Origin of the sequence: Streptomyces sp. NPDC017991 (genome assembly GCF_044328075.1) — a bacterium.
Taxonomy (GTDB): Bacteria; Actinomycetota; Actinomycetes; order Streptomycetales; family Streptomycetaceae; genus Streptomyces.
Genome location: NZ_JBIRGP010000006.1, coordinates 366965 through 377731 on the forward strand (window position 1 = coordinate 366965; position 10767 = coordinate 377731).

12 protein-coding genes are annotated in these 10767 nt (G+C 72.2%); 11 read left to right on the top strand and 1 reads right to left on the bottom strand.

The window, feature by feature from the left end; all coding sequences use genetic code 11:
• Nucleotides 1-14 precede the first annotated feature (14 nt).
• The 5 genes from ACH4DZ_RS20420 to ACH4DZ_RS20440 all read left to right on the top strand — a co-directional run bounded on the left by ACH4DZ_RS20420 (nt 15) and on the right by ACH4DZ_RS20440 (nt 4996).
• Nucleotides 15-947: an LD-carboxypeptidase gene (locus tag ACH4DZ_RS20420; protein WP_398288594.1), complete on the top strand. Its 933-nt coding sequence runs from the start codon at nt 15-17 to the stop codon at nt 945-947.
• A gap of 62 nt (nt 948-1009) precedes the next feature.
• On the top strand, nt 1010-1261 hold the full coding sequence (locus ACH4DZ_RS20425) for a DUF1049 domain-containing protein (RefSeq protein ID WP_398288595.1): 252 nt from the start codon (nt 1010-1012) through the stop codon (nt 1259-1261).
• 212 nt (nt 1262-1473) lie between these two features.
• The gene (locus ACH4DZ_RS20430) at nt 1474-2019 is read left to right on the top strand and encodes a GNAT family N-acetyltransferase (RefSeq protein WP_398288596.1); all 546 of its coding nucleotides are present in this window, start codon (nt 1474-1476) and stop codon (nt 2017-2019) included.
• A 5-nt stretch (nt 2020-2024) separates the two neighbouring features.
• Nucleotides 2025-2924 carry an arginase family protein gene (locus ACH4DZ_RS20435; RefSeq protein ID WP_398288755.1) on the top strand — a complete coding sequence of 300 codons (900 nt, stop codon included), beginning with the start codon at nt 2025-2027 and terminating at the stop codon, nt 2922-2924.
• Nucleotides 2925-2983: 59 nt separating this feature from the next.
• Nucleotides 2984-4996, top strand: coding sequence for a DUF5107 domain-containing protein (locus ACH4DZ_RS20440; protein ID WP_398288597.1), 2013 nt, complete (start codon nt 2984-2986; stop codon nt 4994-4996).
• Nucleotides 4997-4998: 2 nt separating this feature from the next.
• Here the strand turns inward: ACH4DZ_RS20440 and ACH4DZ_RS20445 are convergent, their stop codons facing one another.
• On the bottom strand, nt 4999-5352 hold the full coding sequence (locus ACH4DZ_RS20445) for a VOC family protein (RefSeq protein ID WP_398288598.1): 354 nt from the start codon (nt 5350-5352) through the stop codon (nt 4999-5001).
• 121 nt (nt 5353-5473) lie between these two features.
• Between ACH4DZ_RS20445 and ACH4DZ_RS20450 the strand changes: the two genes are divergently transcribed.
• The 6 genes from ACH4DZ_RS20450 to ACH4DZ_RS20475 all read left to right on the top strand — a co-directional run bounded on the left by ACH4DZ_RS20450 (nt 5474) and on the right by ACH4DZ_RS20475 (nt 10746).
• Complete coding sequence (locus ACH4DZ_RS20450; protein ID WP_398288599.1) at nt 5474-5893, top strand: phage holin family protein; 420 nt, start codon at nt 5474-5476, stop codon at nt 5891-5893.
• Between the two features lie 411 nt (nt 5894-6304).
• Entirely contained in the window at nt 6305-8152 is a 1848-nt protein-coding gene (locus ACH4DZ_RS20455; protein WP_398288600.1) for a transketolase, read from the top strand.
• A complete protein-coding gene (gene ligD / locus ACH4DZ_RS20460) occupies nt 8149-9069 on the top strand; it encodes a non-homologous end-joining DNA ligase (RefSeq protein WP_398288601.1) in 921 nt (306 codons plus the stop codon). The genes ACH4DZ_RS20455 and ligD overlap by 4 nt, the downstream gene beginning before the upstream one ends.
• A 59-nt stretch (nt 9070-9128) precedes the next feature.
• Nucleotides 9129-9494 (top strand): gas vesicle protein, encoded by a 366-nt coding sequence (locus ACH4DZ_RS20465; RefSeq protein ID WP_398288602.1) that lies wholly within the window; start codon nt 9129-9131, stop codon nt 9492-9494.
• Between the two features lie 80 nt (nt 9495-9574).
• Entirely contained in the window at nt 9575-10000 is a 426-nt protein-coding gene (locus ACH4DZ_RS20470; RefSeq protein WP_398288603.1) for a gas vesicle structural protein GvpA, read from the top strand.
• Nucleotides 9997-10746, top strand: coding sequence for a GvpL/GvpF family gas vesicle protein (locus ACH4DZ_RS20475; RefSeq protein ID WP_398288604.1), 750 nt, complete (start codon nt 9997-9999; stop codon nt 10744-10746). The genes ACH4DZ_RS20470 and ACH4DZ_RS20475 overlap by 4 nt, the downstream gene beginning before the upstream one ends.
• Nucleotides 10747-10767: the final 21 nt, after the last annotated feature.

The following is a 10767-nucleotide window of genomic DNA, read 5'->3' on the forward strand; positions in this document are numbered from 1 at the left end:
CGTTGAAGGATCTCGTGACGCAGGACCTCGTCAGGCCTCCGCGGCTGGTCGTCGGGGCCCGGGTCGCCGTCGTCGCGCCGAGCGGGCCCGTGCCGGAGGAACGACTGCAGGCGGGGCTCGACATCCTGCGCGGCTGGGACCTCGACCCGGTCGTGGCACCCCATGTCCTGGACCGAGACGGGACGTTCGACTACCTGGCGGGCACGGACGCCGACCGTGCGGCCGACTTCCAGGCCGCCTGGTGCGACCCGTCGGTGGACGCGGTGTTCTGCGCGCGCGGTGGTTACGGCGTGCAGCGCATGACCGACCTGCTCGACTGGGACGCCCTGCGGGCCGCGGGGCCCAAGGTGCTGATCGGCTTCAGTGACATCACGGCTCTCCACGAGGCGTTCGCGGCGCGGCTGGGACTCGTGACGCTGCACGGCCCGATGGCCGCCGGCATCGACTTCCTCAAGAACGCCCGCGCCCAGGATCACCTCCGGGCGACCCTCTTCGCGCCGGAGTCCGTGCGGACGATCAGGTCGGCGGCGGCCGGGCAGGCCCTGGTCCCGGGACGGGCTGCCGGCGTCCTGCTCGGTGGCTGTCTGAGCCTGCTCGCCTCCGAACTGGGGACACCGCACGCCCGGCCCTCCGCGGGCGGCGGGCTGCTGTGTCTGGAGGACGTGGGCGAGGAGGTGTACCGCCTGGACCGGTACCTCACGCAGCTCCTGCGCGCCGGTTGGTTCGACGGTGTCGCGGGGATCCTGCTCGGGTCCTGGGAGCGGTGCGGCCCGTACGAGCGGGTGCGGGAGCTGGTTCTCGACCGGCTCGGCGGGCTCGGGGTGCCGATCGCCGAGGAGTTCGGCTTCGGGCACGGGGAGGGGGCGCTGACGGTTCCGTTCGGGGTGCGGGCGGAGCTCGACGCGGGGGCGGGGGTTCTGACGCTGGACGTGCCGGCGCTGGCCTGACGTCTCACCCGGAGGGACCGCTCACCGTGCGTGGCCGCCGCTTCCGCGCCCATCCTGGTTCCATGAGCCGGAAGAGTGCGCGGAGCGGTGGTGGCGGTGGCACGGGGGCCGGTGGGGGGAGTCTGCTGACGCCCGGGCGGGTGGCGGTTCTCGCGCTGGCTGTTCTCGGGCTGGTCTTCATCTTCGAGAACACCCGGGCGACGAAGATTCGGCTGCTGATTCCCGAGGTGACCATGCCCTTGTGGATGGCGTTGCTCGCCACGGCGGTGATCGGGGCGCTGTGCGGGGCGTTCTTCGTGCGGCGCCGCGGGTAGCGTGCCGCTGGCTGGCTGGCTGGCTGGCTGGCTGGTTCGTTGGCTGCGGGTCGGTGGGGGCGGGCCGCGCAGTTCCCCGCGCCCCTTAAAGGCTGCGCCCCTGCCTTCAGGGGCGCGGGGAACTGCGCGGCCGGCCACAACGCGCCCGCAGATCCCCACCGGCCCGCGGATCCCGTTCACGCCCAAGCACAGCGCAGGCGTACCGTGGCGTGATGGTCGGCAGCACCGCGTATCTCGCCGAAGGCCCCCACGTGGGCATACGTCCCTTCACCCACGAGGACGGGCCCGAGTTCACCGCCCGCGTGCGGGAGAGCAAGGCTCTGCATCAGCCGTGGCTCTTCCCGCCCGGTACCGCCGCCGCGTACACCTCGTACGCGGGGCGGCTCATCGATGATCCGACCAGGGCCGGGTTCTTCGTCTGTGAGAAGGACGGCGGGGAGATCGCCGGGTTCATCAATATCAACAACATCGTCGAGGGTGCCTTTCTGTGCGGGGCGCTCGGTTACGGGGCCTTCGCGCACGCGGCCGGACGCGGGCTGATGAGTGAGGGGCTCGACCTGGTCGTGCGGCACGCGTTCGACACGCTCGGGCTGCACCGGCTGGAGATCAACGTCCAGCCGGACAACGCCGCCTCGATCGCGCTGGCCCGCCGCTGCGGGTTCCGCCTGGAGGGCTTCTCGCCGGACTTCCTGTTCATCGACGGAGCCTGGCGTGACCATGAGCGGTGGGCCGTCACCGCCGATATGATTCGAACATGAGTGCCCTGAGGAATCTCGTCGTCCTGGACGCGCCTTCGAACCTCGGGCTCCGCCCGCCCGCCCCCGGCACGGTGCCCGGTTGCTACAAGCTCGCCGGCGCCCTGCGCGAGCAGCGGATCGTGCAACGGCTGAACGCGCTGGAGGGCGGTGTGGTCGTACCGCCGCGCTATGACCGGGGCGACTGGCAGGAGGGCGACGGTGTCTTCAACGCCGCCGCGCTCGCCGGATACACCCGTACGCTCGCCGACCGTATCGAGCGGCACGTACGGGCCGGGGAACTGCCCGTCGTCCTCGGCGGCGACTGCTCCATCCAGCTCGGCGCCTCCCTCGCGCTGCGCCGCATCGGCCGGTACGGCCTCGCGGCGGTGGACGCCTCGCACGACTTCCGCCACCCGGGCAACTCCGACCGGATCGGCGCGGCCGGCGGTGAGGAGGTGGCCCTGGCCACCGGGCGCGGGCAGGACGACCTCACCGATCTGGAGGGGCTGAAGCCCTATCTGCGGGACGAGGACGTACGGTTCTTCGGGATCCGGGACGAGTTCGAGGACGACCGGGCCGAGCTGGCCGCGCTGAAGATCCCCACCGTGACCGTCGGCGACATCCGCGAGTGGGGCGCCGACGCCGTCGCGCGCGCCACCGCCGAGGCCTTCGGCGTACCGGACCTGGACGGCTTCTGGGTGCACCTCGACGCCGACGTGCTCGACCCGTCCGTGATGCCCGCCGTCGACAGCCCCGACCCCGGCGGACTGCTGCCCGACGAACTGACCGCGCTGCTGCGGCCGTTGGTCACCTCCCCGCACTGCGCCGGCTTCAACGTCACCATCTACGACCCCGACCTGGACCCCGACGGAACCGCCGGCGCCCTCCTGGCCGACATCGTCGTCGCGGCCTTTGCGCAATCCTGACCGGATCCTGACCGGGAGGGCCTCTGGCCGGTACGCCGTCCAGCCTGTTCCATGGTCACGTGACGACCATCCGACGTGACGTACTGACGCTTCCGGTCGCCGAACCCGGCCCCGCCAACCCCCTGCCCCCACTGCGCCCGCCCGGCCGGACGCACCATGTGGACGAGCGGGAACGCGCGGGCCTGCCCCGCGACATGGCCCGGCAGATCGCGTACGAGCCGCTGCGCAGCCTCCTGCCCGAGCGCGTGAAGGACGGGTACGGGAGAAGCCGTACGCCCCGCGAGGTGGAGACGATCGTCCTGGAGAACGACCGGCTCCGCGCGACCGTGCTGCCCGGCTTCGGCGGCCGGGTCGTCTCCCTCTTCCACAAGCCGTCCGACCGCGAACTCCTCTACCGCAACCCGGTGTTGCAGCCCGCCGACTTCGCACTCAACGGCGCCTGGTTCTCCGGCGGCATCGAGTGGAACATCGGCGCCACCGGCCACTCGACCCTCGCCTGCGCACCCCTGCACGCGGCCCGTGTCCCCGCGCCCGACGGCACCCGGATGCTGCGCCTGTGGGAGTGGGAGCGGCTGCGCGACCTGCCCTTCCAGGTGGACCTGTGGCTGCCGGAGGGCTCCGACTTCCTGTACGTCGGCGTTCGCGTGCGCAATCCGCACGAGAAGGCCGCGCCGCTGTACTGGTGGTCCAACACCGCGGTCCCGGAGGCGCGAAGGGTGCTCGCACCGGCGGAGGAGGCCTGGCACTTCGGCTACGAGCGGCGGCTGCGCCGGGTGCCCGTCCCGCTGTACGAGGGTGCCGACCGGACGTACCCGCGGCGCGGCGCGTATCCGGCCGACTACTTCTACGAGGTGCCCGACGGGCAGCGGCGCTGGATCGCCGCCGTGGACGAGGCCGGGCAGGGGCTGCTGCAGACGTCCACCGACGTGCTGCGCGGACGCAAACTCTTCGTGTGGGGCACCGGCGCCGGCGGGCGCCGCTGGCAGGAATGGCTCACCGAACCCGGCACCGAGGGCTACTGCGAGATCCAGGCGGGGCTCGCCCGCACCCAGCTGGAGCACGTACGCCTCGACGCGGAGAGCGAGGTGAGCTGGCTGGAGGCGTACGGGCCGGTCGACGCCGACGCGCGACTCGTGCACGGCGGCGACTGGGCCGCCGCCCGCTCCGAGGTCGAGTCCGGGCTCGAACGGGCCCTGCCGCGAGGGGAGTTCGGGACGGCGTACGAACACTGGCTGGCGTCCGCCGACACCGAACCCGCCGAGGTGCTGGCTGTCGGCTCCGGCTGGGGCGCGCTCGAAGTCCTGCGCGCCGGCCACAAGCTGCCCGGTACGCCCTTCGACGAGTCCACGCTCGGGGACGCGCAGCGGCCGTGGGTGGAGCTGCTCGGCTCCGGTTCCTTCCCCGAGCCCCGCCGGGTCGGGCCGCCCGGCGAGACGCTGGTCGCCCGGCACTGGCGGGACATGCTGGAGACGGCCCCCGCGGAACCGCTCGCCGAGTACCACCTGGGGATCGCCCAGTGGCACGCCGACGACCGGGCCCAGGCCGTGCGCAGCTGGGAGAGGGGCCTCGAACTCGCCCCCTCGATATGGCCGTTGCTACGCTGCCTCGCCGTCGCCGACCAGGAGGCGGGCAACCGGGAACGGGCCGCCGACCGGTACGCGGACGCCTTCGACGACCTGTGCCAGGAGCGACGCGACGACGGCGAGACCTGGACGGCGGCGACCGCCGCGCTGGGGCGCGAGGCGATCGGCGCGCTGCTCGCGGCAGGGCGTACCGCGGACGCGCGGTCCGTGTGGGAACGGCTGCTCCCGGCGATCCGCGAACGCGGCCGGTTCCGGCTGATCGAGGCGCGGTTGCTGCTCGCCGAGGGCGACAGGGGCGCGGCGCGTGCCGTCTTCGACGCCGGTTTCGAGGTGGCGGACCTGCGCGAGGGGGCCGAGGCGATCGGGGAACTGTGGTCCCGGATCTCGGACGAACCCCTGCCGGAGCGCTACGACTTCCGGATGCGCCCGCCCGGCGCCGACGACACCGACGGCACCGACGACGTCCATGACACCGACGGCGTCGGCTGAAGCTACTGTGCCGTGCGGCGGTCCGCGTACTCGTACACATAGCCGTCCGGGTGCATCGCGATCAGGTTGCGGCCCGCGGGGGTCGCCACCGGGCCCGCGACGACGTGCGCGCCCGACTCGGTGAGCACCCGGTGGGCCTCGTCGACGTCCTTGACCGCGATGGTCGCCGAGACCTTGCGGAGCACTTCGAGTTCCGTCTCGGGGCCGCTCATCAACAGGAAGCAGCCGACGGCGGCGACGGAGACCCCGCCGCGCTCGAAGCGTTGCGCCGGCCCGCCCGCCAGTCTTTCGTAGAAGGGGACCGCAGCCTCCAGGTCGTCGACGCAGATGCGCAGCGTGGCTCCCAGAATGTCCATACGGACGAGCCTAGTTGCGGTCGGCCGGGAAGGAGATCGTTTCGTACGGATCCCGTGCCGGGGCGCGTCCGGTCCGGCCGGGCGGGCGTTATGCGCCGGGAGCGACGGGTACCCGGAGCGCATGGACCGCATCGATCACATGGAACATCTGGACAAGCACCTGGCCGACGAGTTGGCGCAGGTGGCCCGCGACGCCATACGCGAGGAGCTGCGGGAACAGACCCGCAAGCAGCGCCGGACGGCCGCGATGTACGCCGCGTCCGGTGCCGTGGCCCTGTACGCGGGCGCGGCCCTCGCGCTCGCGGTCGGTCTCGCCCTCGCGATCGGTCTGCCCGACTGGGCCGCCGCGCTGATCACCGCCGCCGTGCTCGGCGCGCTGGCGTACGTGCTGCGGAACGCGGCGCGGCCGTCGGCGTCCCGGCCCACGCCCCGTGGCACCGCTGAGGTGCCCGGCGAAGGCGCCGTCGCCGGTGCCCCCGCCGTGCCCCCGATGCCGCCGGTCGCTCCCAGCAACGCCGTGCCGGACACCCGGACCCGGTGAGCCGCGGCGCGGCCCGGACCCCCGTACCGACCGGGGCCACAACGGCGTGGCCCCGGTCTTCGCTGTCCGCGTCCGTCGTGCCCGCGTACCCACCCCGGCGTGTCACGGAGTCCACTTCTGGAGCTGCGGCGGCAGCTTTCCTGCGATAGAAGTCGGTAGAAGTCGGTAGAAGTCGAAGGAGCCGCGCTCGTCCTTCACGGCGGCCGGAACCCCGGGTGCCCGACGTTTGGGCATCCCGGCCGGGGGGACGCGGAAAGCCCCGTTCGAGTGATTCCGCCGGAGGCGACCCATGAGCGGACCGATGAGCCGACCCCGAGTCGTGAGCGTCGGAGCGGGTTTCGCCGGGCCGCGATGCCGGGCAACCGCGTCCGGCCCGGTCCCCCTGAGTAAACCTCCTGTGGAAGGAACACCATGAACACCCCCGAACTCATCGAACTCGGGCAGCAGCTGCGCGTCGACAGCGTGCGCGCCGCCGCCGCGGCGGGCTCCGGGCACCCCACCTCCTCGATGTCCGCCGCCGACCTGATGGCGGTCCTGCTCGCCCGGCAGCTGCGCTACGACTTCGAGCGGCCCTCCCATCCGGGCAACGACCGGTTCGTACTCTCCAAGGGGCACGCCTCGCCGCTGCTGTACGCCGCGTACAAGGCCGCCGGGGCCATCGACGACAGCGAACTGCTGACCTTCCGCACCCTGGACAGCCGCCTCGAAGGGCATCCGACACCGCGTCGGCTCCCGTGGGTGGAGACCGCCACCGGATCGCTGGGCCAGGGCCTGCCCGTCGGCGTGGGCATCGCCCTGTCGGGCAAGCGGCTCGACCGGGTGGGCTACCGCGTGTGGGTGCTGTGCGGCGACAGCGAGCTGGCCGAGGGCTCCGTCTGGGAGGCCGCCGAGCACGCGGCGTACGAGGAGCTCGACAACCTCACCGCGATCGTGGACGTCAACCGGCTCGGCCAGCGCGGTCCCACCCGGCACGGCCACGACCTCGGCGCGTACGCCCGCCGCTTCCGGGCCTTCGGCTGGCACACCGTCGAGGTCGACGGCCATGACGTGGAGGACATCGAGCGGGCGTACGGCGAGGCCGTGTCCACGGCGGGACAGCCGACCGTGATCCTGGCCCGCACCCTCAAGGGCAAGGGTGTCGAGTCCGTGCAGGACCGCGAGGGTCTGCACGGCAAGCCGCTGCCCGACGCCGACGAGGCGATCGAGGAGCTGGGCGGGGTACGGGACCTGCGCGTCGAGGTCCAGCCGCCGCAAGCCGCCCGGATGCTGCACGCGGTACGGGCCGGTCACCTGGACCTGCCGCGCTGGGAGACGGGGGACGAGGTCGCCACCCGGGACGCCTACGGCCAGGCGCTCGCCGCGCTCGGCTCCTCCCGCGCGGACGTCGTCGCCCTCGACGGCGAGGTGAGCGACTCCACCCGCGCCGAGTTCTTCGCCAAGGAACACCCCGAGCGGTTCTTCGAGTGCTACATCGCCGAACAGCAGCTCGTCGGGGCGGCCGTCGGGCTCGCCACCCGCGGCTGGGTGCCGTTCGCCTCCAGCTTCGCCGCGTTCCTCACCCGCGCCCACGACTTCGTCCGGATGGCGGCGGTCAGCGGTGTGGGCATCAACCTCGTCGGCTCGCACGCGGGCGTCGCGATCGGCGAGGACGGGCCCTCGCAGATGGGCGTCGAGGACCTGGCCATGTTCCGGGCGGTGCACGGCTCGACCGTGCTCTACCCGTGCGACGCCCCCCAGACGGCCGCACTCGTCGCCACCATGGCGGGCCTCGACGGCATCCGCTATCTGCGGACCTCACGCGGTGCCATGCCCGTCCTGTACGGCCCCGGCGAGGAGTTCCCGGTCGGCGGCAGCAAGGTGCTCAGGCGCTCCACGGACGACCGGCTGACCGTCGTCGGCGCCGGCGTGACCGTGCACGAGGCACTGAAGGCCGCGGACGCGCTCGCCGCCGACGGCATCGCCGTACGGGTCGTCGACCTGTACTCCGTCAAGCCCGTCGACCGCGAGACCCTGCGCGAGGCCGCCGAGCAGACCGGCTGCCTGCTCACCGTCGAGGACCACCACCAGGAGGGCGGTATCGGGGACGCGGTCCTCGACGCCTTCCTCGACGGCCGCCCCACCCCGCGCCTGGTCCGCCTCGCCGTCCGCGACATGCCCGGTTCGGCCACCCCCGCCGAGCAGCTCCGCGCGGCGGGCATCGACGCCGAGTCCATCGTCGCCGCGGTGAAACTGCTGGTCGAGAACGCGGTGGTGCGATGACCGCCGTACGCGCGGGCCGGCGGACCGTCGAGGTGCACCGGCCGGACAAGGTGATGTTCCCCGGCGCGGGAGGCGTGAAGGAGTACACGAAGGCCGACATCGTTGCGTACTACCGGGAGATCGCCCCGTTCATGCTGCCGCACCTGCGGGGACGGCCGCTGATGCTGGAGCGGTACCCGGACGGGCTCGACGGGCCGAAGTTCATGCAGAAGAACGTCCAGGACCACTATCCGGACTGGATCAGCCGTGTCGAGGTGCCCAAGGAGGGCGGCACGGTCCTGCACCCCGTGTGCGAGGACACCGCGACCCTCGTCTACCTCGCCGACCAGGCCGCCCTGACCCTGCACCGGTGGCTCGCCCGGGTCTCGCCCGGCGGCCCGGTCGACCGGCCGGACCGGCTGGTCTTCGACCTGGACCCCGCCACCGACGACTTCGAGCCGGTACGCGACACCGCCCGGCTCCTCGGGGAACTCCTCGACGAACTGCGACTGCCGTCGGCCCTGATGACCACCGGCTCACGCGGACTGCACGTCGTCGTCCCCCTCAACGGGCGGCACGACTTCGACGAGGTGCACACCTTCGCCAAGGACGTCGCCGACACGCTCACCGAGGCGCATCCCGACCGGCTCACCACCGAGGCCCGCAAGAAGGACCGCGGCGACCGGCTCTATCTGGACATCCAGCGCAACGCCTACGCCCAGACCACCGTCGCCCCCTTCACCGTCCGCGCCAGGCCGGGCGCCCCGGTCGCCGTGCCCGTCTCCTGGGACCAGCTCGAAGACGCGGAACTCGGCCCGCGCCGCTGGACGATCGCCGACGCGGTCGACCAGGCCCGCACAAATCCCTGGTCAGGGCTGCTGCGCAGCGGGCGCGCGCTCGGGCCCGCCAGGCGCCGCCTGAACGCCCTGCGCGGCTGAGCGCCGACACTCGCAGGTTTGGTCAACGATCGGCCGGTCACTCGGTGTTCGAGGTGGCCATGTCGAACACATCCAACACATCAGATTCACAGAGTTCACAGAGTTCATCGAACTCGTCCAAGGGCAGGCGGAAGAGCGAGACGGACGACGACGAGCTGGGTCCCATGGACGTGCTGCGCCAGGCGCGCGGCCAGCTCGCCGAACTGACCGGCATGGAAGCCGAGTCGGTCTCGTCGTTCGAACGCACCGACGACGGCTGGTCGTTGGAGATCGAGGTCCTGGAACTCGTCCGGGTCCCCGACACGATGAGTCTGCTCGCGAGCTACGAGGTGACCCTCGACCCGCGCGGCGAACTCACCGGCTACCGGCGCGTCCGCCGTTACGAACGCGGCAGGGCCGACACCCGGAAGCCCGGCGGCCGATAGGCGGCCCATCTGCCCGCGCACCCAACAGAGCACACACCCAACAGAGCACACACCCCAACAGACAAGGAGGGCCGGTCGGAATGACCGTTGTCCCGGCACAGCAATCCGGTGGTGGAGGCGGCTCCAGCGGCCTCTACGACGTCCTTGAACTCGTTCTCGACCGGGGGCTCGTCATCGATGCCTTCATCCGGGTCTCCCTCGTCGGCATCGAGATCCTCAAGATCGACATCCGTGTCGTCATAGCGAGCGTCGACACCTATCTGCGCTTCGCCGAGGCGTGCAACCGCCTCGACCTCGAAGCCGGACCCAAGCGCAGCCCCGGACTTCCCGACCTGGTCGGCTCGATCACCGAGTCCGGTGCGAAGGGCAAGTCCAAGGGAGCCCTGTCCGGCGCCGCCGAGACCATCTCCGACGCGTTCAAGCAGTCCCGCGAGGAGAGCCAGTCCGAGTCGAGGCCGCGGCCCCGTAAGACCGCCGCCGCGCGCCGCAAGGAGGAGCAGGAGTGAGCACGTACGTCTACGGCATCACGTCCAGTTCGCTGCCTTCGCTGCCGGACGGTACGGAGGGTGTCGGCGAGCCGGCGCTGCCGGTGCGCGTCATCAAGGAAGGTGACCTCGCCGCGCTCGTCAGTGACGCGCCCGAAGGGCTGCGGCCCAAGCGCAGGGACCTGCTCGCCCACCAGAACGTGCTCGCCGAGGCGGGCGCGGGCGGTCCTGTGCTGCCCATGCGGTTCGGCAGTGTCTCGACGGACGACGCGGCCGTGGCCAGTGTCCTGGCCGAGCGCGCCGACCACTTCAAGGAGCGCCTCGACGTGCTCGCGGGCAAGGTCGAGTACAACGTCAAGGCCACGCACGACGAAGAGGCCGTACTGCACCGCGTGATGTCCGAGAACCCTGAGGTCAGGGCACTCACCGAGGCCAACCGCGGCGCGGGCGGCGGCAATTACGACGACAAGCTGCGGCTCGGCGAGATGGTGGTCGCCGCGGTGAAGAACCGCGAGGTCGAGGACGCCGCCGAGATCCAGCAGGCGCTGGAGCCGGCCGCCGCCTCCGTCAGTGTGGGCCCCGAGTCCACCGGCTGGCTGGCCAACCTCTCGTTCCTCGTGGACCGCGACGCGGCCGAGACGTTCATCGCCGCCGTCGAAGAGGTCCGCAAGGCGCACCCGCACCTCGATCTGCGGGTCCACGGGCCGCTGCCCCCCTACAGCTTCGTCGAGCCGGGCCCTTCCGAGCCCGCTCAGGCGACCAACTGAGCGTCTGAACCCAGGAGTTGA

Excerpts from the sequence above, each read along its gene's own strand:
- ACH4DZ_RS20425 (WP_398288595.1), top strand. The coding sequence starts at position 1,010 with ATGAGCCGGAAGAGTGCGCGGAGCGGTGGTGGCGGTGGCACGGGGGCC.
- ACH4DZ_RS20430 (WP_398288596.1), top strand. The coding sequence starts at position 1,474 with ATGGTCGGCAGCACCGCGTATCTCGCCGAAGGCCCCCACGTGGGCATA.
- ACH4DZ_RS20445 (WP_398288598.1), bottom strand. The coding sequence starts at position 5,352 with ATGGACATTCTGGGAGCCACGCTGCGCATCTGCGTCGACGACCTGGAG.
- ACH4DZ_RS20450 (WP_398288599.1), top strand. The coding sequence starts at position 5,474 with ATGGACCGCATCGATCACATGGAACATCTGGACAAGCACCTGGCCGAC.
- ACH4DZ_RS20455 (WP_398288600.1), top strand. The coding sequence starts at position 6,305 with ATGAACACCCCCGAACTCATCGAACTCGGGCAGCAGCTGCGCGTCGAC.
- ligD (WP_398288601.1), top strand. The coding sequence starts at position 8,149 with ATGACCGCCGTACGCGCGGGCCGGCGGACCGTCGAGGTGCACCGGCCG.
- ACH4DZ_RS20465 (WP_398288602.1), top strand. The coding sequence starts at position 9,129 with ATGTCGAACACATCCAACACATCAGATTCACAGAGTTCACAGAGTTCA.
- ACH4DZ_RS20470 (WP_398288603.1), top strand. The coding sequence starts at position 9,575 with ATGACCGTTGTCCCGGCACAGCAATCCGGTGGTGGAGGCGGCTCCAGC.